Origin of the sequence: Nocardia caishijiensis NBRC 108228, assembly GCF_001612825.1 — a bacterium.
GTDB lineage: Bacteria > Actinomycetota > Actinomycetes > Mycobacteriales > Mycobacteriaceae > Nocardia > Nocardia caishijiensis.
In genome coordinates this window covers 49800-73748 of record NZ_BDBE01000025.1, presented here as the reverse complement: position 1 = coordinate 73748, position 23949 = coordinate 49800, and the positions used below count along the sequence as shown (strand labels likewise).

22 protein-coding genes are annotated in these 23949 nt (G+C 69.4%); 8 read left to right on the top strand and 14 right to left on the bottom strand.

Annotation, left to right across the window (positions count from 1 at the left end; genetic code table 11):
- The first annotated feature begins 96 nt into the window (after nt 1–96).
- Nucleotides 97–840 carry a peroxide stress protein YaaA gene (gene yaaA / locus NC7_RS07305; protein ID WP_067981240.1) on the top strand — a complete coding sequence of 248 codons (744 nt, stop codon included), beginning with the start codon at nt 97–99 and terminating at the stop codon, nt 838–840.
- An 86-nt stretch (nt 841–926) separates the two neighbouring features.
- A complete protein-coding gene (locus NC7_RS07300) occupies nt 927–2180 on the top strand; it encodes a DUF1444 domain-containing protein (RefSeq protein WP_067980664.1) in 1254 nt (417 codons plus the stop codon).
- On the opposite strand, the gene NC7_RS07295 is transcribed toward NC7_RS07300, so the two are convergent.
- The 3 genes from NC7_RS07295 to NC7_RS07285 all read right to left on the bottom strand — a co-directional run bounded on the left by NC7_RS07295 (nt 2177) and on the right by NC7_RS07285 (nt 3621).
- Complete coding sequence (locus NC7_RS07295) at nt 2177–2851, bottom strand: NADPH-dependent F420 reductase (protein ID WP_067980662.1); 675 nt, start codon at nt 2849–2851, stop codon at nt 2177–2179. The genes NC7_RS07300 and NC7_RS07295 overlap by 4 nt on opposite strands.
- Before the next feature lie 96 nt (nt 2852–2947).
- Entirely contained in the window at nt 2948–3340 is a 393-nt protein-coding gene (locus tag NC7_RS07290; RefSeq protein WP_067981239.1) for a VOC family protein, read from the bottom strand.
- Nucleotides 3340–3621, bottom strand: a complete 282-nt coding sequence (locus tag NC7_RS07285; protein WP_174550203.1) for an ArsR/SmtB family transcription factor — start codon at nt 3619–3621, stop codon at nt 3340–3342. Before NC7_RS07285 ends, NC7_RS07290 begins: the two co-directional genes overlap by 1 nt.
- A 185-nt stretch (nt 3622–3806) precedes the next feature.
- Here NC7_RS07285 and NC7_RS07280 point away from each other — a divergent pair, with 185 nt between their 5' ends.
- Complete coding sequence (locus NC7_RS07280) at nt 3807–4643, top strand: SGNH/GDSL hydrolase family protein (protein ID WP_084458112.1); 837 nt, start codon at nt 3807–3809, stop codon at nt 4641–4643.
- Between the two features lie 25 nt (nt 4644–4668).
- The gene (locus NC7_RS07275) at nt 4669–5313 is read left to right on the top strand and encodes a LysE family translocator (protein WP_067980658.1); all 645 of its coding nucleotides are present in this window, start codon (nt 4669–4671) and stop codon (nt 5311–5313) included.
- On the opposite strand, the gene NC7_RS07270 is transcribed toward NC7_RS07275, so the two are convergent.
- Nucleotides 5310–5933, bottom strand: a complete 624-nt coding sequence (locus NC7_RS07270; RefSeq protein WP_067980655.1) for an HD domain-containing protein — start codon at nt 5931–5933, stop codon at nt 5310–5312. The genes NC7_RS07275 and NC7_RS07270 overlap by 4 nt on opposite strands.
- Before the next feature lie 117 nt (nt 5934–6050).
- On the opposite strand from NC7_RS07270, the gene NC7_RS07265 reads away from it, so the two are divergent.
- The gene (locus NC7_RS07265) at nt 6051–6464 is read left to right on the top strand and encodes a PPOX class F420-dependent oxidoreductase (RefSeq protein ID WP_067980654.1); all 414 of its coding nucleotides are present in this window, start codon (nt 6051–6053) and stop codon (nt 6462–6464) included.
- Between the two features lie 2 nt (nt 6465–6466).
- On the opposite strand, the gene NC7_RS07260 is transcribed toward NC7_RS07265, so the two are convergent.
- The 3 genes from NC7_RS07260 to NC7_RS07250 all read right to left on the bottom strand — a co-directional run bounded on the left by NC7_RS07260 (nt 6467) and on the right by NC7_RS07250 (nt 10742).
- Complete coding sequence (locus NC7_RS07260; RefSeq protein WP_067980652.1) at nt 6467–7954, bottom strand: MFS transporter; 1488 nt, start codon at nt 7952–7954, stop codon at nt 6467–6469.
- Nucleotides 7955–8005: 51 nt separating this feature from the next.
- On the bottom strand, nt 8006–9262 hold the full coding sequence (cobA, locus tag NC7_RS07255) for a uroporphyrinogen-III C-methyltransferase (RefSeq protein WP_067980650.1): 1257 nt from the start codon (nt 9260–9262) through the stop codon (nt 8006–8008).
- A gap of 130 nt (nt 9263–9392) precedes the next feature.
- Nucleotides 9393–10742, bottom strand: a complete 1350-nt coding sequence (locus NC7_RS07250) for a DoxX family protein (RefSeq protein WP_067980648.1) — start codon at nt 10740–10742, stop codon at nt 9393–9395.
- A 193-nt stretch (nt 10743–10935) separates the two neighbouring features.
- Between NC7_RS07250 and NC7_RS07245 the strand changes: the two genes are divergently transcribed.
- Nucleotides 10936–12066, top strand: a complete 1131-nt coding sequence (locus NC7_RS07245; RefSeq protein ID WP_067980646.1) for a phosphotransferase family protein — start codon at nt 10936–10938, stop codon at nt 12064–12066.
- A gap of 2 nt (nt 12067–12068) precedes the next feature.
- Complete coding sequence (locus tag NC7_RS07240; protein WP_236573372.1) at nt 12069–13172, top strand: Rv3169 family protein; 1104 nt, start codon at nt 12069–12071, stop codon at nt 13170–13172.
- Between the two features lie 67 nt (nt 13173–13239).
- Here the strand turns inward: NC7_RS07240 and NC7_RS07235 are convergent, their stop codons facing one another.
- The 7 genes from NC7_RS07235 to mqo all read right to left on the bottom strand — a co-directional run bounded on the left by NC7_RS07235 (nt 13240) and on the right by mqo (nt 22613).
- Complete coding sequence (locus NC7_RS07235; RefSeq protein ID WP_067980644.1) at nt 13240–14838, bottom strand: TROVE domain-containing protein; 1599 nt, start codon at nt 14836–14838, stop codon at nt 13240–13242.
- Nucleotides 14839–15214: 376 nt separating this feature from the next.
- Complete coding sequence (locus NC7_RS07230) at nt 15215–15631, bottom strand: cobalamin biosynthesis protein (protein WP_067980642.1); 417 nt, start codon at nt 15629–15631, stop codon at nt 15215–15217.
- A gap of 37 nt (nt 15632–15668) precedes the next feature.
- Entirely contained in the window at nt 15669–17174 is a 1506-nt protein-coding gene (locus NC7_RS07225; protein WP_373861228.1) for a cobyrinic acid a,c-diamide synthase CobB, read from the bottom strand.
- 97 nt (nt 17175–17271) lie between these two features.
- The gene (gene cobO, locus NC7_RS07220; RefSeq protein WP_067980639.1) at nt 17272–17886 is read right to left on the bottom strand and encodes a cob(I)yrinic acid a,c-diamide adenosyltransferase; all 615 of its coding nucleotides are present in this window, start codon (nt 17884–17886) and stop codon (nt 17272–17274) included.
- 218 nt (nt 17887–18104) lie between these two features.
- Entirely contained in the window at nt 18105–20255 is a 2151-nt protein-coding gene (locus NC7_RS07215) for a VWA domain-containing protein (protein WP_067980637.1), read from the bottom strand.
- Between the two features lie 387 nt (nt 20256–20642).
- Nucleotides 20643–21074 carry a GNAT family N-acetyltransferase gene (locus tag NC7_RS07210; RefSeq protein ID WP_067980635.1) on the bottom strand — a complete coding sequence of 144 codons (432 nt, stop codon included), beginning with the start codon at nt 21072–21074 and terminating at the stop codon, nt 20643–20645.
- A 6-nt stretch (nt 21075–21080) separates the two neighbouring features.
- Entirely contained in the window at nt 21081–22613 is a 1533-nt protein-coding gene (mqo, locus tag NC7_RS07205) for a malate dehydrogenase (quinone) (RefSeq protein WP_174550201.1), read from the bottom strand.
- A 232-nt stretch (nt 22614–22845) separates the two neighbouring features.
- Here mqo and NC7_RS07200 point away from each other — a divergent pair, with 232 nt between their 5' ends.
- The gene (locus tag NC7_RS07200) at nt 22846–23877 is read left to right on the top strand and encodes an alpha/beta hydrolase (protein WP_084458110.1); all 1032 of its coding nucleotides are present in this window, start codon (nt 22846–22848) and stop codon (nt 23875–23877) included.
- The last annotated feature ends 72 nt before the right edge of the window (nt 23878–23949 follow it).

The following is a 23949-nucleotide window of genomic DNA, read 5'->3' as shown; positions in this document are numbered from 1 at the left end:
CGGCCGACAGCCGATTACCACCTGCGCCACGAAAGGCCGCGTCGAATCCGCTCCCGCGCCCCGCCCGGGATCGGGCCGCGATTACCGTTGACGATCGTGCTGGTGCTGCTGCCTCCCTCCGAAACCAAATCCGACGGCGGTTCGGGCGCGCCGTTGAACCTCGACGATCTGGCGATGCCGCAGCTCAGCGCGGTCCGCGACAAGCTGGTGACCGAGGTGGTCCAGCTGGCCGCCGACCCGGCCACCGCCGCGTCCGTGCTCGGGCTCGGCAAGGGTGCCGACGCCGAGATCGCCCGCAACGCGGCCCTGCGCACGTCGCCCACCCGGCCCGCGCTCGAGCGCTACACCGGCGTGCTCTACGACGCGCTGGACGCGAAGTCGTTCACCAAGGCGCAGCGGGCCAAGGCCGGTGCCCGACTCGGCATCGGTTCGGCCCTGTTCGGCGCCGTCCGCGCGGATGATCCGATTCCCGCCTACCGCCTCTCCGGCGGCTCCAAACTCCCCGGCCTGCCCACGCTGTCGGCCGTGTGGCGCGACGTTCTCCCCGACGCCCTCTACGCCGAAGCCGCCGGTGAACTCGTCGTCGATCTGCGCTCGGGCACCTATCAGCAGCTGGGCCGGGTCCCCGACGCCATCACCGCGAATGTGCTCACCGAACACCCGGACGGTTCCCGCACCGTGGTCAGCCACTTCAACAAACACCACAAAGGGCTGCTCGCCCGGGCGCTCGTCCTCACCCGCGCCGAACCGGCCGACATCCGCGCCGTCGCCCGGGTCGCGACCAAGGCCGGACTGCGCACCGAAATCGCCTCCCCCACCGAACTTCTCATCATCACCTGACCCGGGATGCGCGCCGGGCCAACGGGCGGTAACGTTCCGCGGTTCGGTCGCGTCCGACCGGGCACGTGTGATCGAGAGAGTGCTCAATGGGTTTCGGTAGGGGTTTGTTCCGGCGTCGCGAATCTGCTTCGCGGGACGAGATTTTCGGCAAGTGGGCGGTCGACATCCTGCGGGCGTTCCCCGAGGTCGTCTCGGCGGAGTTCGATGCTGCCGAATTCCACGTCGACGTCGTCTACGCCGACGGCACACCACAGCAGTGCGGGCTGCGGACACCGTTCCGGCTGGCCGAGGGCCTCGACGGCGAGGAAGCGGTCCAACTACTCGCCGAGTATCTGCGCGGGGCGCTGGCAGCGAGCACAGCGATGGCCGAACCCGTCGCCGACTGGGCGACGATGGCACCGACGCTGCGCCCGGTGCTGCGACCGGCCGGTGACCTCACACTGGAGGTCCAGGGTCAACGCATCGGGGAGAACATCGTGTGGCGGCCGCTGTTGCCATGTCTCACCGAGCGCGTCGTGATCGATCTGCCGACCTCGATGCGCACGGTCAGTCCGGAAGATCTGGTCGAGTGGGGTGTGGATGCCCATACCGTCTTCGCGACCGCCCGTACCAACATGACCGACTTCGCGGTGGAGACCGTGTCGGGCTTCGACCCCGACGAAGGTGTGCACTTCCTTTCCGACGACGACGGCGATCTCTACGCAGGTTCTCTGCCGCTGGTCGAGGGCTGGCTGGCCGGGCTCGGAAACAAGGCAGGCGCACAGCCCCTGTGCTTCGTGCCGGGCAGTTTCGGTGTGCTCGCCGGGGTGGCCAGTTCGCCCGAGCGGGTCTGTGAACTGGTCGCCGTCGCCCGGGAAATGTTCGACAACGCCGTGCGGCCGGTCTCGCCGGTTCCGTACACGGTCGACGGACAGGGTCGACTCGTGCCGTTCACCGTACCGCTCGGCCACCCCGCGTGGGCGGCGATCCGTTCGGCCGAGGCCGCGCTCGCCGCGCCCGTCTATGCCGCCCAGTACCCGAGCCTGCAGGCTGACGTGGACTCCGGTCGGCGCACCGAGTATGTCGCCGAACTCCTGCATGTGCGGGCCCCGAACGGCATCGAAGACACGGTGGCCGCGTGGACCGACACCGTTCCCACCCTGCTTCCGCGGGCCCACGTAGTCAGCATGGTCGACCTGGCGACCGCGTCATTGTTCCCGGTTCCGTGGGAGGTTCTCGATCGCGAGGTCGGCTTGCGGTCCGTGCCCGGCCTGTTCCCGCCCCGCTTTCTGGTCGAACATCACCCCGATCAGGCGACGCTGGCCAGGTTGCGGGCCGCGGGGCGGTGGGGAACGGGTTAGCCCTGCGCCGCCGCGAGGGCCGCGCGCACCTCGTCGGCACTCGCGGGCTTGGAGGCGGGCGGCCAGTTGCTGTCGGCGGCGTACGGGTGCACGTAGACCGGCGTATCCCGTTGGGAGCGGCGGCTTTCCGTGAGCGGTCCGCCGTCGACCACGTCGTAGCCGAGGCTGTCGATGAACTCGGTGGCCAGCTTCTTGGCGTCGGCGTCGTCGCCGAAGATCGGCAGGGCGGAGCGGTCGGCGGCGCCTGCGGGGCGGGCGAGTTCGGCGAGGTTGGCGTAGGCGATGTTGTTGAAGGCCTTGACCACCGTCGACTCGGGCAGGTGCGCCTGCAGGAGTTCGCTGGTGGTGGTCTCGTCGGCGTCGAGTTCGGGGAACGCGCCGTCGCGCTCGGGGTAGTAGTTGTTGGTGTCGAACACCACCTTGCCCACCAGCGGCGCGACCGGAACCTCGCGATACGCCTTCAGCGGCACAGTGACCACGACATAGTCGCCCGCCTCGGCCGCTTCGGCGGGGGTGGCCGCGCGGGCGCGTGGGCCGAGCTCGGCGACCAGGTCCGCCAGGGTTTCCGGGCCGCGCGAATTGCTGAGGACCACGTCGTGACCCGCGTCGACCGCGAGCCGGGCCAGGGTGGAACCGATGAATCCGCTACCGATCAATCCGAGTGTCGTCATGTGCGGGGTCAACCGGCCACGCCCCACGATTGTTCCCCGAGGTCGCCGACCCCGGGCAACGCGCACCGGGGTCGGCGAAAGAGGTTGTCGTGGCGGCTATTCGGCGACGGGCGAGTTCAGGGAGATGAGGTTGCCGCAGGTGTCGTCGAAGATGGCGGTGGTCACCTGACCCATCGGCTGGGGCGGCTGGGTGAAGAACACGCCGAGGTCGCTGAGGCGGCGGTATTCGGCATCGATGTCGTCGACGGTGAAGATCATCATCGGGATGCCGTCGGCGCTCAGTGCCGTTTTGTAGGCCTTGGCGGCGGGGTGCTGGTCGGGCTCGAGCAGCAGTTCGATGCCGTCGGGATCGGCGGGCGAGACCACGGTCACCCACGAGTACTCACCGAGGGGCACTTTGTGTTTCACCTGGAAGCCGAGCACCTCGGTGTAGAACTTCTCGGCCTTGTCCTGGTCGTCGACGAAGACGCTGGTGACGCCGATGCGGATCATGTGTCCTCCTGGGAGATGGGCCACCGCGCCGTCAGTTCGCGCAGCGGGGTGAAGTCGCGGTAGTGGAATTTGTAGCGGCCGACGCGCCGCGAATGGACCAGGCCCGCCTGCTCGAGCACCCCGAGATGCTGGGTGATCGCCTGCCTCGACGAGCTGATGCCGTACTTCGTGACGAGCCTGCCGCACAGTTCGAACAGGGTCTGACCATCGCGATCGGCCAGTTCGTCGAGCAGTGCCCGACGGGTGGAGTCCGCGAGGGCGGTGAAGATATCGCTCACGGCGAGCACTCCTTCTCTCTTCCCCTGCCACAATAGGCAAGCAGCCACTTGCCTGTCAACCGCGGTCGTGACGAACCACAACGACTGCGGGGACGCACCACAATGACAGCGGCGACTCCGCGGCCCTAGCCTGGATTCGGCCGACCGGACCGGCGGCACGAGAGCTCTCCCCGTCAGGATGTTCGATGACCAACCCGTTGCGCGCCGTGCTGGCCGCGCTGATCGTTTCGGCATCCGCCCTGCTCCCGGCCGGTGCGCTGGCCGAGCCCGCGAGCGGTGCCGCCTACGTCGCGCTCGGCGATTCCGGGGCGGCCACCACGGGCGCCGCCGACCTCGATCTGGCCGCGCCGCTGCGTTGCCTGCGCTCGACCGCCAACGCCCCGAAGCTGGTGGCGCGAAGCCTCGGCCTCACCCTGGACGACCGCACCTGCAGCGCGGCCGAGATCGCGCACCTGTCCCAGCGGCAGGCACCCGACATCGCTCCGCAATTCGACGCGCTCGGTCCCGCGACTCGGCTGGTCACCCTGCACATCGGCGCCAACGACGCCGACATGACCGGGTACATCCTCGGCCACTGCCACCTGACCGGCTGCCCGAGCGAGAGCGAGTGGGGTGCGCGGATCGACGCGATCGCCCCGTCCTACGCGGCCGCCCTGGACGACATCGCCCGCCGCGCCCCGAACGCCGTGATCGTCGTCGACGGCTGGCCGACCTATCTCACCGACCGCGGCTGTCCCGCGATGGCCGGGCTGCGCGACGCCGACGCCGCCCACATCCAGTCCGCGTTCGAACGGCTCAACACGGTCGTCGCCCGCGAAGCCGTCGCACACGGCGCGCTCTACGTCGACACCGTCGCCGCGTCGCGTGCGTTCGGGATGTGCGCGGATCCGTCGGTGCGCTGGTTCGACCCGATCCTCGCCGACCGGACGCTGCTCCCCTATCACCCGACCCCGGCCGGGCAGCGCGGCGTGGCCGACCTCATCGTCGCCGCGATCGAATCGAACAACGCCCTCGCGCGCTGAGCGCGGCCCGGATAGCGTGAGGTCCATGGTCTCCTCGGGTGCGCTGGCGTCGTTCGCCGGTCTGGCGTTGCTGCTCGTTCTCGTGCCTGGTCCGAGTGTGTTGTTCACCATCGGACGGGCGCTGACCGCCGGTCGACGGACCGCGCTGCTGAACGTGGTCGGTAACGCTGTCGGCGTGTACCTCCAGGTCGTCGCCGTCGCGTTCGGTGTGGGGGCGGTGGTGACGGCATCGGCGACGGTGTTCACCGCGATCAAGCTCATCGGCGCGGGTTACCTTGTGTACCTCGGGATTCAATCCTTCCGGCACCGCACCCAGTTGCGCGACGCCCTGGCGATCGAACCCGACGGGCGCGACCGACGCGCGATCGCGGCGTTGCGTGACGGGTTCGTCGTCGGCCTCGCGAACCCGAAGACCATCGTCTTCCTCGCGGCCCTGCTGCCCCAGTTCGTCGACCCCACCCGTGGCGCCGTGGCACAGCAGATGCTGATCCTCGGTCTGTGTATCCCGTTGTTCGGCCTGATCTTCGACTCGCTGTGGGCCGTCGCGGCCGGGTCGGCCAGGTCCTGGTTCGCCCGCTCGCCGCGTCGGCTGGCGGCCGTCGGCGGCACCGGTGGGCTGGTGATGATCGGGCTCGGCGCCTCGCTCGCGCTGACCGGACGCAAGGACTAGCCGGACAAGCCGATGAGCTCGGCCGCGAGGTTGGCGCGGGCGGGCGCCTCGTACCGCTGGTAGGCCCGCGCGGTGCGGAACAGGCGCGGTTGTTCGGCGAGGTTGCGCAACACCGAGGCACGACCCGCCCGAAACAGGTCGTCGGGAACGTGCCGGTATTCGTCCCGGATGGCGGCCGCGTAGGTGGCGTACTCCTGCGCTGTCCCACCGAGGACCACCAGGTCGGCATCGCAGAGCACGGCGCCGTTGGCATCACCGGCTTCCGGGTTGTGGCCTCGGGTGAGAATCACCAGGCGCACCACCTCGTCGACGAGTTCGGGTGCGGCGCCGAGTGATTCGAGCACGTCACGGGCCAGGTCGGCGCTGCGTTCCTCGTTGTCGGCGCGGTCGACGGCGTAGATCGCGTCGTGGAAGAAGGCCGCGTAGCGCACCGCGTCGATATCGGTTGCGGCCTCGGCCAATTCGTCGACGGCGGCCAGCATCACCGACAGATGGGTGAGCGTGTGGTAGCGGCGATGCGGTTCGGCGTAGCGACCGATGATCCCGGCCCCGATGGCTTCGGAGCCGTTCGGGGCCAAGGCGATCCACCGGTCGAGCAGGTTCTCCGCGAGCACAGACATCCCTTCAGTCTCATGCCGCGTCAACCATCGGGCAACCCCGTCACGGGACCGATGGTCGAATGTCATTCTGCCGCAACGCCCCGGAATGCCCGCCCCGACCACCGTGTTCGTACCGACATGACCCGAACAACCGCGCTGTCCGAAGAGTTGTCCACCTATATCGACAACGAGAAGGCCTATGCCACCGTCGCCACTCTCGGCGCCGACGGCCATCCGCACCTGACTGTTGTCTGGATCAAACGCGACGGCGACGACTTGCTGTTCTCCACGACGGTCGCCCGTCAGCAGGCCAAGAACCTCGCCCGCGACCCGCGCGTGACGGTGATGGTCAACCCGCCCGAGCGCCCGTTCGTCTATGCCGCCGTCCGGGGCACCGCTACCCTCGTCCCGGATCCGGACCGCCTGCTGCCCGACGAATTGTCCCTGAAATACACCGGCCTGCCCTACGCCGAATTCAACCCGGCCTCGGCGCAGGACGCCGAACGGGTGACGGTTCGCATCACGCCCTACCAGGTGACCGGGCGCCTCTGAACTCAGCCCTGCTGGGCTTCCTCCTGGGCGTGCTGGGCCTGGGCCAGCTGGTTCGGCGTGAAGCGCAATGTCAGCGCCACCACGGCGGCCAGCAACGCCAACCCCGAGCAGACGAGCAGAACAGTGGTGTAGCCGCTGGTGAGCGCGTCCAGCTGGGGCCCGGTCATGGCCGACACCTTGGTGTCGGTGCTACCGCCGAGCGACAGGGTGCGCGAGGCCGCGATCGGGCTGAGCAGACCGATCGCGATCGGCGTGGCCAGGTTCATGAACATCTGCCCCACCGCCGACAGCGGGCCGATGTCGGACGGCGGCACGTCGACGAGCACACACAGCGGGGCCAGCACCATGGCCACGCCCACCCCGAAGCCGATCACGACCAGCAGCGGCAGCAGGGTGGTGACGTAGCTGATGTGCCGGTCCAGCGTGGACCCGAACAGCAGCGCCGCCGACAGCACGAGCGCGGCGGCCGCGAGCAGCCAGCGGGCGGGCACGAGCAGCGCGGCCTTGGAGGCAAGCGCGCCACCGACACCGATCCCGATGGTGAACGGGATGCAGGCGATACCGGCGTGCAGCGGGCTGTAGCCGAGCGAGTTCTGCAGCATCTGGGCGACGAAGAACGTCATCGCGCCGAGCACCGCACCGGCGAGGAAGATCAGCAGGAAGGTCGAGTTGCGGTCGCGGCTGTCGAACAGCGACCACGGCAGCAACGGGTCGGCCTCGTTGCGCTCGATGAGCACGAAGGCCACCAGCAGCACGACGCCGACGATCAGCGAGGTCAGGATGACGGGGCTGTCCCAGCCCCACGACGGTCCCTCGGTGGCGCCGAACACGACCAGCGCACAGGCCAGGGTCCCGAGCACCGCGCCCTTCACGTCGAGGGGTGCCCGGTGGTGCGCGGTGTCGGAGAGCGTGTAGACCGCCCCGAGCACGATCAGCGCGCCGATCGGCACATTGATGAGGAAGATCATCCGCCACGACATCTCGGTGAGCAGGCCACCGATCACCAGGCCGCTCACCGAACCGATCCCGGCCATCGATCCGACGACGGCCACCGCCTGGTTGCGCGCTTTGCCCGGCGCGAAGGTGGTGGCGACCAGCGCGAACGCCGTCGGTGCCGCGATCGCCGCGCCCGCGCCCTGGAACGCGCGCGCGATCAGCAGCGCCAGCTCTCCCTGGGCGAGGCCGCACGCCAGCGAGGCGACGGTGAACAGGCCGACCCCGGTGATGAGCATGCGTTTGCGGCCGAAGACGTCACCGAGGCGGCCACCCAGCAGCATCATGCCCGCGAAGGTCAGGCCGTAGGCGGTCACGGTCCACGCCCCGCCGGAGCTGGACAGGCCGAGCTCGTCCTGCAGCCGGGGCAGCGCGAAGATCACGACGGTGCCGTCGAGCACGACCATGAACTGCAGGCCGCTGAGGACGATGATCGCGAGCCCGAAGGCCGACTGCTTCACCGGGGACTGCTTCGAGGCAGCGGGGTTTTCGAGCACAGTCGACCACTGTAAACGACGGTGTCGGCGGCATCCGCCGAGATCGTGACCTCAGGCGGGCTCGGCGGACTCCGCGCCGAAGGCCGCCGTCGGCCCGATGACGATGATCGCGGGCGGCCGGATGCCCTCCTGCTTGACCCGCTCGGCGACGGTGGCCAGGTCGGCGCGCACCACCCGCTGGGTGCGCAGCGTGCCCTCCTGGATGACGGTGGCCGGGGTGTCGGCGGGCTTGCCGCCGTCGAGCAGGGCGGCGGCGAACTTGTCGATGCGTTCCACGGCCATCATCAGCACGAGGGTGCCGCGCAGCTTGGCCAGCGCCGACCAGTCGACCAGCGAGTCCGGGTGATCCGGAGCGACGTGCCCGCTCACGACCACGAACTCGTGGGTCACCCCGCGATGGGTCACCGGGATGCCCGCGGCACCGGGTACCGAGATGGGGCTGGTGATGCCGGGTACCACCGTCACCGGGATGCCCGCCTCGGCGCACGCCTCTAGCTCCTCGTACCCGCGCCCGAAGACGTACGGGTCGCCACCCTTGAGCCGCACGACGAATTTGCCCGCCTTCACGCCCTCGACGAGGGCGAGGTTGATCGCCTCCTGCGCCATGGACCGGCCGTAGGGGATCTTCGCCGCGTCGATCACCTCGACGTGTGGGCCGAGTTCGGCGAGCAGTTCCGGCGGCGCGAGCCGGTCGGCGACGACCAGGTCGGCGCGAGCGAGCAGGCGACGACCGCGCACGGTGATGAGGTCCGGGTCGCCCGGGCCACCACCCACCAGTGCGACGCCGGGCGTCACCGGTTCCGAATCGTCGGTCACCACACCGGATTGCAGCGCTTCGAGCAGGCCGTTGCGGACCGCGGCCGAGCGCCGGTGCGCGCCACCGGCCAGCACGCCGAGGCTGAGACCGTCGTAACGGGCGGTCGCCGGGGTGACGGCGGTGCCGTCGCGGGCGATATCGGCCCGCACGCAGAAGATCCGTTTCGCGGTGGCCTCGGCGACGACGGCCGCGTTGGTCTCGGGTTCGTCGGTGCAGGCCATCGCGTACCAGGCCTCGTCGAGATCACCGTCGCGATAGTCGCGCAGTTCGACGGTGAGTTGCCCGGCCGTTGCCATGCCCTCCACGGCGGGGGTCACGGCCCGGCTGATCACGTGCACGTCCGCACCGGCGGCCACGAGCAGCCCGAGCCGACGCTGGGCGACGGTGCCGCCGCCGACGACAACGACTCTGCGTCCACGCAGATCGAGCCCGACCAGGTAGTTCGGGTCCCCGGCGGGCTGGGTCGCTGCGGTGTCAGACGTGTTCGGCACAATCTCCGAGCCTAGTTCGTGACGCGCCGATCCCCGCACCCACCCGGCCGTTGCCGCGTCGACCCGCCGCCGGGCATCGGTCCACCCGTTGGACAGCTCTCCACACGGGCCCCACCGCACCGGGCCCGGCTCAGCCCACGTACGGATTGTTCTGCACCCACCGGAAACCGGTGCCGCGCAGGGGGAAGCCGTCGAGGTCGACGCGGGTGAGGACGACCGTCGCCTGCTCGCCCGCGAGGTCGCCGCGCAGGGTGAGCCGGTCGTCTGCCGCACGGTCCACGGCGAGGGTGGCGTACGGTGTCGGCGCCTGATCGGGTGCGCTCGGCGCGGTCGCGAGCGTGAGGCTCGCGGTCGCGGGGTCGAAGGTGGCCACGACCGGGACGATCGTGTCGTCCATGCGCTGATAGGCCGCGGTTCCCTTGTCGACGACGAGGCGCTGCCAGCGGACGGGGTCGGTGCTCAACGGCGGCACGGACGCCTGGTCGATCGTGAACTCCGACACCTCCCAGATGCCGTACAGCTCCGGTTCCGGTGCGCCACCGCCGTATTCGCGCCACGATTCGGCGGAGAACACGATCAACCCGACCACGATCCATGCCGCCGCCGCGACCTGGACCACGGTGGCCCACCGCTCGGCACGCGCGGACCGGAACAGCGGCGGTTGCGTCATCGGTTCCGAAGGACGTTGCAGCACCAGCACATCGAGCAACCGTCGCGCCTGCGGGGCCAGCAGCACCAGGCTCATCAGCAGCAGATGCCCCGACAGCATCTTCACCGGCACGTCGAAGGTGAGGTTCAGCAGGAACACCTGGGCCATGCTGATCACGCTGAGCATGGCGCCGAGGGTCGCGGTGCGCGGCCAGAACAGCAGCAGCCCGGCGAGCACCTCGGCCGCACCGAGCGCCACCTCGTAGGCGGGCGCCGAACCGACCTGGGTCCACAGCATCGACATCGGGCTCAGGTCGCCGACCCGGGTGAGCAGGGTGGTCAGTGCCGGTTCCGGCATCTGGGTGGGGACCAGTTTCGCGAAGCCGTAGAACAGCATCTGCCCGCCCACGGCCAGTCGGAGCCCGGCGAGGAACCAGCTCGCGCCCCGAGGGTAGGCACGTCGACGCCGGTCCAGAATCGACCACACCACGGTGACCAGCACCGCGACCACCAGCACCAGCCCGCACTGGATCCAGATGGCGGCCTGGTCGCCGCTGCCGTTCATCGTCAGTTCGGCCGCCACCCCGAACACGTGCTCACCGATCCAGCTGCTCACCGGGGCCAGCGTGAGCAGCTGCCAGGCGATGGCGTCCTCGGGGATCCGCAAGGCGATCACGCCGAGGAACACGTAGCTGATCTGTGCCATCCACAGGCAGAAGAGGCCGAGGTAGGCGACGCAGAACCGGAACGCGAGCCGGGTGAGCGGGTGCCACTCGGGCGCGAGTTCGCGCGCCGGTTCCTCGACCGCGTGCTCCGCGACAACTGCCGTCACTGCCTACCTCCACCTCGAAAAGGGTTGTCCGGCAAGCTTCACCGAGACCGACGCGGGCGCGCATCGGGGGAAACCCCGATCTTGGAGGTGTCAACCCTGAATCCCGCTCACCGACGCCCGGCTTACATTCCGGCCGGTCTTCCGGTACGCCGGTACGGAACACGTTTCACCACGCCGACAGGGGACTCCATACATGTCCGAGGACACCGACCACACCGCGCAGCAGTCGCTGACCGTCACCGAGCTCGATCTCGACGCATTCGGCGAGCGGCTCGCGCAGTGGCTCTCGGACAAGCTCGGTGCCGACGCACCCCCGACGATCAGCGCTCTCAGCAAGCCCGCCACCGGCGGTATGTCGAGCACCACGGTCCTGTTCGACGCCGCGTGGTCGGTGAACGGCGTCGCCGAGAGCGGCTCGTTCGTCGCGCGGATGGCGCCCGAGGACTCCTCGTTCCCGGTGTTCCAGTCCTACGACCTGCCGCTGCAGTACCAGGTGATGTCGGGTGTCGCGGCGGCGTCGCAGGTGCCGGTGCCCGCCCTGCGCTGGCTCGAGACCGACGAATCCGTGTTCGGCACACCATTTTTCGTCATGGACAAGGTCGAGGGCGAGGTGGCCGCCGACAACCCGCCCTACGTGTTCTTCGGCTGGGTGTTCGACGCGACCCCCGCCGAGCGCGGGGGCATCACCACCGCGACGGTCGAGGTGATCGCCCAGGTGCACGCGATCGACGACGCGGCCGAGCGCTTCCCCGCGCTGGACGGCGAAGGTTCCGCGCTGCGCAGGCATTTCGAGGCCCAGCGCGCCTGGTACCGGTGGGCGCTGGCCGACGACGGTATCGACATCCCGCTGATCGAGCGCGCGTTCGACTGGCTGGAGGCGCACTGGCCCGCCGAGACCGGCGCCGAGGTGCTCAACTGGGGTGACGCCCGTCCCGGCAACATCCTGTTCGACGGTTTCGCCCCCGTCGCCGTGCTGGACTGGGAGATGGCCACCCTCGGCCCCCGCGAGCTGGATCTGGGCTGGTTGATCTTCATCCACCGGTTCTTCCAAGACATCGCGACGAAGTTCGACCAGCCTGGCCTGGCCGATTTCCTTCGCCGCGACGACGTGGTCGCCGAGTACGAGAAGCGGACCGGTCACACCGTCACCGACCTCGACTTCTACATCGTGTACGCCGCACTGCGCCACGCGATCGTGATGGCACGGATCAAGCGGCGGATGATCCACTTCGGCGAGGACACCGTGCCCGACGAGCGCGACGACTACATCATGCACCGCAGCGGGCTCGAAGCGCTGCTCGACGGCACCTACGAATGGGACTGACGATGAACGCGATCATGCCCGTTCCGCTCGACGAGTACCCCGTCCACCAGACGCCGCTGTCGCTGGCCCGGGTGGCGACCAGCGACCGGAACTTCTACGACCGCTACTACTTCAACGCCTTCGACCCGGCCGGTGACACCATGCTCATCACCGGTTTCGGCGTGTACCCGAACCTGGGTGTGGTCGATGCGTTCGCGTGCGCGCGCCAGGGCGACACCCAGCACAGTGTACGGTTCTCCGACGCGCTCACCGCACGTGATCTCGACACGAGTGTCGGTGGCTACCGGATCGAGGTGATCGAGCCGCTGCGCAAGCTGCGCGTGGTCTGCGAGCACGACGACCTCGGTTTCGACCTCACCTGGACCGGTGCGCAGCCCGCCGTGCAGGAACAACCGCACCTGATCCTGTTGGGCACACGACCGATCATCGAGGCGTCGCGGTTCGCCCAATTGGGTTCGTGGGAGGGCACACTCGCGGTGCACGGCCGCGACCACACCGTCGATCCGGCGGTGTGGACCGGCAGTCGTGACCGCTCCTGGGGCATCCGTCCCTCCGGCGAACCCGACCCGGCGGGCAGGCCGACCGGCATGGGTGGTTTCTGGTGGTTGTACGCACCGCTGCGGTTCCCCGATTTCGCCATCGTGGTGATCGTGCAGGAGGAACCCGACGGCACCCGCACCCTCAACAACGCGGTGCGCGTCTGGAACGACGGCCGCAAGGAACAGCTCGGCTGGCCGCGCATGCACTGGGTCTACGAACCGGGCACCCGCCACCCTCGCTCGGTCCGGTTGGACATGACGACTCCCGACGGCAAGCCCCTCGAGGTCGAGATCGAATCCCGTCCCGGCATCGCCCTGCACGTGGGCTGCGGGTACGGCGCAGACCCGGACTGGACCCACGGTCGCTGGATGGGTGAGAACTGGTCGCTGTCGAGCACCTACGACCTCACCGACCCCGGTATCCGGGCCCGCGTCCCCTACGGCGTGATCGACCACATCGGGTACGCCCGCTGCGGCGACGCCGAGGGCTGGGGCCTGTTCGAACACGCCTCCATGGGTCGCCACGACCCCACCGGTTTCGCCGATTGGTCCTCGGTCGCCCCCTGAGGGTGAGGAACTTCCGCGCGAGAAGATAGGCGCCGCCGCGACAACGAGGTCGCGGCGGCTCCGTTTTCTACGCGGCCGTGGCGAAGTCGGCCAGCAGCGACGGCACCGCGGCGTCGAAACCGGCGACGTCGAGCATGCCCGCGTCGTCGGGGTCGGCGATGCTGAAGTTCGTCGCGGTCATCCCGACCACCACCAGCTTGGCGCGCGGGTTCACCTCGCGGCGGTAGCGAGCCAGCGCCTGGTGCGGGTGCGTCGAACCCGCCCACGTTTCGTTGTCGGTGTAGATCGAGAACACGTCGACCTCGATGCCCTTGTCCAAGGCGTGCAGCATCGGCAGCGCGCAGTCGGTTCCGCCGAACGGCAGACCCGACACCGCGCGTACCGCGTCGTCCAACCGCTGGCGCGGTGAGATCGTCAGCTCCGACAGCGCGTTCGACTGCGCCCACCCCTGACCGGCACTGGTGAACCCGACGATCTGGTGCCGGGGTTCGGTGCGGGCGGTGACGAGGGCGAGCGCGGCCGAGGCCTCCCGTGCCGACAGCGGCAGACCACTGATCGGCGCGATCATCGACCCGGACACGTCGAGCGCGAGCAGGTGCCGCAGACCGGTCGGCTGGACCAGCTCGAACGCCGCGTAGAACGCGGAATCGAGCGCGTCGACGACCGGCGCCGACGGTGTCCAGGTGCCCGAGCCGCGCGCCGAACGCCCGGACGCGTAGGTGCGCAGCGCGATCAGCACCGAGACCGGATGCACCCGGGCCGCGCGCAGTCGCGCCGGATCGGTGAGCTGAGCGCAGATCGCGGCCGTCCGCGATCCGAGCGGGTCCAGCAAGCCGAGCCGGGTCAGACGCGGAAGCTGACGCAACAGTGCTGTCTGCGGAATCCCGTTGTCCAGCAGCGCCTCCCACACCTCGGGGGTGTTCAGCGCGGCATCGGGCAGCATCTCCCAGCCGAGCCGGTACTCACGAACCAGCGCGGGCACCTGGACGACGGGGGCGGTCTGCGCACGCTGGAAGCCCTCGATCACGGCCAAGCCGTCGAGTTCGGTCACGCGACCGCAGATCCAGTCGAACAGCCTGCGCCGTTCGTCGTCGGTGGCCGCCGGGTGCGACAGGCGGAGCAGGTCGCGATGCGTCCAGCCTTCGCGCTGCCGGTACTTGACCGCTTGGAAGGCGAGCGCGTCGACCGGCTTGTCCAGGTACCAGTTCGCCACCGCCCGGCGCAGACCGCGACCCCAGCCGCGGAACTGCTCGATGTATCCGGCGAACAGGAACAGGTGTGTGCCGGTCCGCGCGACCTGCGGCAATGCGGCGAGGGCGGTCCGACGACCGTCGACATCGCCGACCGACGCCGCGGCGGCGAGGGCGAACAGCGCCGGGTTCTGTCGCGGCGCGCGACCGGCGGTGGAGATCTCCACGATCTCGCGCACCAGGTCGGCGGTGTGCTCGGCCGCGTACTCGACGAGGAACTCGGCATTGTCGGCGGTCAGCGCGGCGGGACTCACGTAGTACGTTCCCGATTCCGTGCCGAGCGTCAGGAAGCGACGCACTCGCGCCCGCGGGGTGATCTCGAAAACGTGGCCACCGGCATTGTTGGCGACCTGACGGCTGTCGGCCGGTGCGGTCTGCGGTGTGTTGCGACGGTCGAATCGCGACAGAATGTTCATTGTTCCCCTCCGAACGCCTGGCAGCGTTGTTTCGGCCCCGGACCCGACGGGGCAGGTACGCGGAGCGAGCGGGCATGGTGTTTCGACCGAAGACGGAAATCGCTTTCCGACGCGGGGTTCGAACCCGCCTTGACTTACGAGGTCACCAGATGATCGACCGAATTCGGCCCGCTCCACTCCGTCGCAATCGTACGACGGACGTGTGTGTCCCGACCGGACGCTCCGAGTGCTCTACCGGACTGAGCTACCGCCACCTGCGGTGGCGGACAGGATTCGAACCTGCGACCGCTTGGTTGAAAGGTAACCGATCAGTTCCGGCCCGCCGTACGACTGCTGGAACAGACATTACTGGCAGCGCTCGATCGTGCCCAGCGAATTAATTCGGTTCCGCCGATACCATTGCCACCACGATTCCGTCGACAATTGTTCGGGCGTCGACCGATTCGCCGTTCGCGGCGAGCAGCGCGGCGGCTTCGGCGACGCTCGGAGTTCCGACAGCCGCCGCGGTGCGCGAGGAACTGTGCGCGACAGTCACGGCGGACAGCTGTTCGGCGGTGAAGCCGAGCAGCGTCACCCCGAGGATGGTGGCGGCCGCCCGCACGTCGGGCTCGGCGGCGCGCGTATCGAGGGTCGCCAGGCAGGTGATCCGACGCTGTCCGACAACCACTTCGACGGCTCTCACGATGCGGTCCGCCGTGGTACCCGGACGAACGCCGATGCCGACGGCGACAGCTCGTTCAGCGCCCTCGTCATCGGGTTGCCCGGTCACCTTCGGTTCGGCACTGCCTACCATCAGCGGACCGCCACGTCGGGCACGGAGCGAGCCCCCGCTATCTGCGACCATGGCCTGCCCGGTCGAATCTCTGTGCGGCATCGACGAATCGGCGGATCGCGTCAGGGTTTCCAGCGGGGTGGGTGTGCAGATAGGAGGCGTGGACCTGTCGCATCACGGCGCCTTCGGATACGGAACCGGTTGTGCGCCAGCCCCATGCCGCGCTCGTGACGTCGGCGCGGATCAGGCGGGTGCGGTGGAATTCGTGGCCGCGCACACGGGCGCCCGCCTGCCACAGCACCGAGTCGTGCAGGGCGACGGCGTCGCGGTAGCCGAGGGTGAGTCGGGGGCCGAACTCGGCGTCGGCGTCGATGACACCGGCCATCGGGTGCCCGTCGAGGGCGCGGGTGAGATACAGCAGACCGGCGCATTCGGCGTGGACCGGGAGACCCCTGGCGGCGCCGTCGGCGATCGCATCGCGCAGGCCTGCATTCGCCGAGAGTTGGGCGGCGTGCTCCTCCGGAAAACCACCGGGCAGCACCAGACCCGCTGTGTCCTCGGGCAATTCGTCGGTCAGTGGATCGAAGACGACGACTCGCGCACCGGCGGCCAGCATCAGTTCGCGGTGCTCCGCGTAACCGAAAGTGAACGCGGGACCACCGGCCATCGCGATCACCGGCCCCCCACCCGACCATTCCGCGATGGCGGTGAGCTTGCTCGACGGCTCGGGATTCGCAGCCGATACGCCGGGTCCGGTCCGCGAGCTCGGCGTCGGGCCGGACAAGTCGGCTCCGTCGGACAGCGCGGCCCGGTCGGCGGCGGCCAGTTCGTTCAGTGGATCCCAGGCGGGACCCCGTGCCGATCCGCCTGCCAAGGCGACGATCGCGGGGATGTCGACGTGGGTGGCGACGAGAGTGGTCATCGCGTCGACGGCGCGGGTGGCGGCGGTGCCGTGTTCGACGGCGGGGATGAGGCCGAGATGGCGTGAGGGGACTTCCAATTCGGCCATGCGCGGGAGCACGCCGAGGACCGGGATGCCCACGCGGTCACAGGCCGAGCGCAGCACCTGTTCGTGGCGTTCGCTGCCGACGCGGTTGAGGATCACGCCGCCGAGACGGACGGCGGAGTCGAAGGTGGCGAAACCGTGGAGCAGGGCCGCCAGGCTCTGCGAATGCCCGCGCGCGTCGACGACGAGCACGACGGGCGCGCCGAGCAGACTCGCCACCTGCGCGGTGGAACCCTCGGCCACCGCCTCCGTCCGAAGCTCGTCGATGCGACCGTCGAACAGACCCATCACGCCCTCGACCACCGCGATATCGCACCCACGCGCACCGTGCCGGTACAGCGGGACCACCCGATCCTCGCCTACCAGAACAGGATCGAGGTTCCGGCCGGGACGCCCGGCGGCGAGCCCGTGATACCCGGGATCGATGTAGTCGGGGCCGACCTTGAACGGTGCCACCTGGTGCCCAGCCCGCCGCAACGCGCCGATGAGCCCGGTGGCCAGCGTCGTTTTGCCACTACCCGACGCGGGCGCCGCGATCACGATCGCCGGGGCGCTCACAGTCGGCACTCCCGCACGACCAACGGGCCACGCGCCGTTCGATCCATCACGGCCGCCGGGGTGATACCCATCGGATTCCGCACGGCTGTCGAGCCAGTCACCATTCGATGCCGCGCTGACCCTTGCGGCCCGCGTCCATCGGATGCTTCACCTTGGTCATCTCGGTGACCAGGTCGGCGGCATCGATCAGGGCCTGCGGTGCGTCGCGTCCGGTGATGACGACATGCTGGTTACCGGGGCGATCGGTGAGTGTCCGCACGACCTCGTCGATATCGACCCAGCCCCACTTCAGCGGGTAGGTGAACTCGTCGAGGACGTAGAAGCGGTGCTGTTCGGCCGCGAGGCGTCGCGCGATCTCCTGCCAACCCGCGAGCGCGGCGGCGGCGTGGTCTTCCTCGGTCCCGTGCTTGCGGGTCCACGACCACCCCTCCCCCATCTTGTGCCATTCCACCGCGCCACCCGCGCCGGTCTCCTCGTGCAGGGTGCCGAGCGTGCGGAACGCCGCTTCCTCCCCGACCTTCCACTTCGCGCTCTTCACGAACTGGAACACGGCGACGTCGAACCCCTGGTTCCAGGCCCGCAGCGCCATCCCGAACGCCGCCGTCGACTTCCCCTTGCCCGGCCCGGTGTGCACGGCGAGCACGGGTTGATTGCGCCGCTGCCGCGTGGTCAGCCCGTCGGCGGGAACGACCTCGGGAACACCCTTGGGCACAGCAACTCCTCTTCTCGACCCGCTCACACAGGTCAATTCACGGCCTCGAACGACACGGCCACCGGACCTACCGCACAGCGCCGACTCGGCATCATTTCTATCAGGACGTGCCGACACACCCGCCCGCACAGGCTCGGCTCGGCTCGGCTCGGCTCGGCTCGGCTCGGCTCGGCTCGGCTCGGCTCGGCTCGGCTCGGCTCGGCTCGGCTCGGACAGGTTTACGCCGCGCGACCCGACGCGCGGACGACATCGGCGACGGATTCGCCGGTGAGTTCGTCCAGGCGCAGGTAGCGGGCGTGCAGGTCGCGGGCCAGCTCGGCGGCCAGGCCGAGTCGGATCATGCCGCGCTCGCAGTCGATGACCATCGCGGTGTGGCCTTCGCCCGCGATCAGCCGGGCGGCGGTGCGGGCGCGCGGAAGGGGGTCGGTGCCGCCGGTCGCGCGGCCGTCGGTGAGCAACACCAGCATCGGCCGACGGCGCGGATCGCGGACGTGTTCGCGGGTGATCACCTCGCGGGCCTTCAACAGACCGACCGCGAGGGGCGTCTTGCCGCCGGTACGCAGACCGGCCAGGCGACGCACGGCGATGTCGACCGAGGAGGTCGGGGGCAGCACGAGTTCGGCCTCACTGCCGCGCATGCTGATCACGGCCACCTTGTCGCGGCGCTGGTAGGCGTCGCGCAGCAGGGTGACCACGGCGCCGGTGACGGCGGTGAGCCGGTCACGCGCGGCCATCGACCCGGAGGTGTCGACGACGAAGACGACCAGATTGCCTTCGCGCCCTTCGCGATACGCGCCGCGCAGGTCTTCGATCGCCAAGGCGAGGGGACCGGCGAACCGGCCGCGTTCGACCTGTTTCGGTGCCGCGGCGAACACCGTGCCGAGCAGGTGCAGGCCGGTGGCGGTGTCGGCGTGCGGGCGAACCATGCGGCCCGTACGGGTCCGGGCGCGGGAGCGGCGGCCGGGAGCACCTTCGCCGATGCCGGGAACTTCCCAGCGTGGTACGGGCTTGGAAGTGGAAGTCGGTGTGCCGGAGCGTCTCTCGGCGGCCGGGCGCGGAGGCTTGTCGTCGGAGCCGCTGTTGGAGCCGGTGCCGCTTGGACTGTTGCCATTCCGTCCGCTGCCGCCAGGGCCGCCACCGTCAGGTCGGCCGTCCGGACCGCCACCATCAGGTCCTCCGTCCGGGCCACCGCCGTCGGGTCCGCCATCCGGGCCCTCGTCATCCGGCCCGTCGCCATCCGGGTCGGCACCGTCGGGGCTACCGTGGCGCGCATCGTCGTCGCTCCCGAGGCGAGCCTCGGCGTCGCCGGGACCGCGCCCGCCGCGGCCGTCTTCCACCGACTCGGTGCTTGCTCGCTCATCGTCGGTCTGCTCGTCGGAATCGGACCACCCGTCGTCGAGTTCGTCATCGCCTGAGGCGTTCTCGACCTCGTCGGCCGCGGCTCGCATCGCCTCGTCCAGTTGTTCTTCACTGATCCCGGGCTCATCGAACGGGTCACGCCGCCGCCGGTGCGGCAAGGCCAACTCCGCCGCGATCCGCACATCGTCCTCGGTGACCCGATCGCGCCCCCGCCAGGCGGCATGCGCTGTCGCGGTCCGGGCGACGACCAGATCCGCCCGCATCCCGTCGACGTCGAACGCCGCGCACAGCGCCGCGATCCGGCGCAGCTCGCCATTGTCGAGCACCACACCGGGCAGCCGATCGCGCGCGGTCAGAATGCGTTCGGCGACAACCTGATCGGCGTCGGCGTAGCGGGCGGCGAAGGCGGCGGGGTCGGCTTCGTAGTCGAGGCGACGGCGGACCACGGCCATCCGGGTCGAGACGTCACGCGAGGCCGCCACGTCGACGGTGAGGCCGAAGCGGTCGAGTAGCTGCGGACGCAGCTCTCCCTCTTCGGGATTCATGGTGCCGACGAGCACGAACCGCGCCGGATGCGAGTGCGACACCCCGTCGCGCTCCACGTGCACACGGCCCATGGCCGCGGCGTCGAGCAGCACGTCGACCAGGTGGTCGTGCAGCAGGTTCACTTCGTCGACATAGAGCACACCGTGATGGGCCGCGGCCAGCAGACCGGGGCGGAACGCCTGCTCGCCGTCGCGCAGCACCCGCTCGAGGTCCAGTGAGCCGACCACCCGGTCCTCGGTGGCGCCGACGGGCAGTTCCACCAGCCGAGCTGGCCGTGCGCCGGTCTCGTCGACCACCGGCGGCAGCAACTGCGCGAGCGCGCGCACGACGGTCGACTTCGCGGTGCCCTTCTCCCCGCGCACGAGCACCCCACCGATTCCCGGGTGCACCGCCGACAAGATCAACGCCAGCTGCAAGCGCTCCTGCCCCACTACAGCGGAGAACGGGAACCCCGCCTCACCCACTCCCCGCGCAGCGGTGTGCGGACCAGCGGCAACATCAGCAAAACCAGGCACGCCCCCCACTGTATGCGCGCCCCGTCGACCCCTGACTCGCGGGCGTCACTGCCCGACGCGCGGCACCCGGTGCGCCGCTGACCGCGACTCCAGCGGCGACCCGCCGCACCAGTGTCGGGGAGTTCGGCTGACCGCTCTGTGCCCGCCGCGCGTGCGGGTGCCGCCGCCCAGCGTCCTGTGTTCCGCGATCTTCCGCGAGAACGCACGCGACGGCACTGTCGAGAACGTCGCTGCTTGGGCCGTCTCCCACGTGGGCGAGTCGGCACCAGGTGAAGCGCGGCCGGTGTCCCACCGTTCGACGATGGCATCTACGCCCGGACTCGCGGCGACCGCGGGTCAGCCTCGACGCATCGGGACGTGCATGATGCCGTCGTCGTCGTATTCCGGTCCGTCGACGGTGAAACCGAACTTGGCGTACATGCCGGTCAGGTGCGATTGGGCGTCCAATCGCACTGTCGCCGAACCGGTTTCGGCAAGCGCGGCCTGCATCAGCCGCGTGGTGTAGCCGCGCTTGCGGGCGTACGCCGCCACGCACACCCGGCCGATGCGGAACCCGTCCCGCTCTTCGAGCAGGCGCAGGGTCGCCGCGATCTCACCGTCGTCGTCGATCCACAGGTGCCGGGTGCCGGGCAGCAGGTCGCGCCCGTCCAGTTCGGGATAGGCGCATTCCTGCTCCACGACGAACACGTCGACACGCAACCGCAGCAGCCGGTAGAGGGTGGCGGAGTCGAGGTCCGCCGCCCACGACCGTTTCAGCACGACCGGCACGGCGGGCTATCGCACCTGGGCGAAGCCGAGCGCGTCTTCCTGGGTGGTCGCGGTGGCCTCGTCGAGCTTGAGGGTCTTGCTGGTCCAGTCCCACACTTCCTGGAACAGGGCCTGGTTCTCCGACAGCTTCTGACCCAGCGAGGGGATCATCTGCTGCAGCTGCGGGGTCCAGTCGGCGTATTCACGCGGGAAGCACCGCTGCATCACGTCGAGCATCGCGGTGACGCAGGTCGAGGCGCCGGGCGAGGCGCCGAGCAGACCGGCGATGGTGCCGTCCTGGGCGGAGATGACGGCGGTGCCGAACTCGAGCACGCCACCGGCGCCCTTACGCCGGATCACCTGCACACGCTGACCGGCGGTGATGAGCTCCCAGTCGCGGCCATCGGCACGCGGCAGGAACTCCTCGAGCACACCGACCTTGCCGTTCTGCGACTTCAGCAGCTCGCTGATCAGGTACTTGGTGAGACCCATCTCGGTGAGGCCGACGCCGATGAGCGAACCGATGTTGTTCGGCTTGATCGACTTGAACAGGTCGGCGTTGGAGCCGTCCTTGAGGAACTTGGGGGTCCAGCCCGCGTAGGGGCCGAACAGCAGTCCCTTCTTGCCGTTGATGACGCGGGTGTCCAAGTGCGGCACCGACATCGGCGGTGCGCCGACGGCGGCCTTGCCGTACACCTTGGCCTCGTGCGCGGCGATCAGGTCGGGGTTGGTCGAGCGCAGGAACTGGCCGCTGATCGGGAAGCCGCCGAAGCCCTTGGCCTCCTTGATGCCCGACTTCTGCAGCAGCGGCAACGCGCCACCACCGGCACCGACGAACACGAACTTCGCGTTGATGGTGCGCGACTGGTAGGTGCGCAGGTTGCGCACGGTGACGTTCCAGGAACCGTCGGACTGCTTGTCCAGGTCGCGGACCTCGGTGCCGAAGGCGATCTCGCCGCCGGAGCGGCCGATGTAGGCCAGCAGCTGCTTGGTGAGCGCGCCGAAGTCGATGTCGGTGCCGCCGTCGGTCCAGTTCAGGGCGATCGGGTCGGAGAAGTCACGGCCCTTGGCCATCAGCGGCAGACGCTTGGCGAACTCGTCGGGGGTGTCGATGTACTCCATTCCGCGGAACAGCGGGTGCGGGGCCAGTGCCTCGTAGCGCTTGCGCAGGTACTCGACGTTGTCGGCGCCGTGCACGAAGCTGACGTGCGGAATGGGGTTGATGAAGCCCGCGGGGTCGTCGAGTACCCCGGTGTCCACCGCCGAGGCCCAGAACTGGCGCGAGACCTGGAAGCGTTCGTTGATGTCGATCGCCTTGCTGACATCGACCGAGCCGTCGGCGTTCTGCGGGCTGTAGTTCAGCTCGCACAGTGCCGAGTGCCCGGTGCCCGCGTTGTTCCACGGGTCGCTGCTCTCGGCGGCGGCGGCGTCGAGCCGCTCGAACACCGAAACCGTCCAGTCCGGCTGCAACTGCCGCAGCAGCGCGCCCAGCGTGGCACTCATGATGCCTGCGCCGATGAGAACTACATCGGTCTTTTCAATCTTCGCAGCGTTCGGCACGGGTAGATCGACTTCCTTGTCCTTCTCAGCTAACCACCGGCGGGTAGGTTCGCTTGGCGCGGGCGCTTGGCAGTGTTGATGCGACTCGCGGTGAATCGCCGGGGGTAGGTTACCCGTCGTTCACCTGAACTCAATTGTGCACCTCAGCAGATCGGCTCACACCACCCGACCTGCCGAATGTGATGTAAACCAACCCTGCACGTCGCGCTGACCCCGCGATAGATTGACCGGTGTGACGAACGAAACCCACGGGATCGCCGACCGGACCGACGAGCAGTGGCAGACCGACATCCTCGGCACGGCGTACCAGCAGCGAACCCTGCCGCTCGGCACCGACCCCGACGGCGAGGGCGAGATCGTCGCCACCCTGGTGCGCTATCTGCCCGACGCCGCCGCCGCGGCGCACGAGCCGACAGTGCTGTACGTGCACGGCTTCACCGACTACTTCTTCCAGGAACACCTGGCCGAGCACTTCGCCGCGCGCGGGCACCGCTTCTACGCCCTCGACCTGCGTAAATGCGGTCGCTCACGGCGTGAGGGGCAGAGCGCGCACTACGTGAGCGACCTGGCGCTCTACGACACCGAACTCAGCGAGGCGCTGCGGATCGCGCGCGAGGAGACCGGCAACGATGTGCTGATCGTGGCGCACTCGACCGGCGGCCTGATCACACCGCTGTGGCTGGACCGGCTCGAGGCCGCGGGCGGCAGCGCGGCGGCGGGCGTGGCCGGGGTGGTACTCAACAGTCCCTGGTTCGATCTGCAGGGTCCGTCGTATTACCGCACCGTCGGCACGCCCATCATCAACGCCGTCGGCCGGTTCCGAGCGTTCGCGCAGATCCCCGGCATGGGGGTGAGCACCGCCTACGGCGACAGCCTGCACCACACCCGCTCCGGTGAGTGGGACTACAACCTGGATTGGAAGCCGTTGACCGGCGAACCGGTGCGCCTCGGCTGGTTGCGGGCGATCCGACAGGGTCACGCGCGGCTGCACCAGGGGCTCACCATCGGTGTGCCCGCGCTGATCCTGCGGTCGCGGGTCACCAAGTTCGCCCGGCAACACAGTTCCGCCGTCGACGTGGCCGATGCCGTGCTCGACGTGAAGCAGATCCAGCGCTGGGCAGGCTGCCTGGGCGAACGCACCACCATCGTCCCCATCGACGGCGCCCGCCACGACGTCTTCCTGTCCTCGGAGGCCGTACGCGCTGTCGCCTTCGCCGAAACCGACAGTTGGCTCGACTGGCTCGCCACGTATCGCAAGTCCTGAACCCCGACGATTGATCACCACGCTCTCAGTTCAGGAACACGCGAGAGCCGAACGCCACCGGAGCGTGGTGAT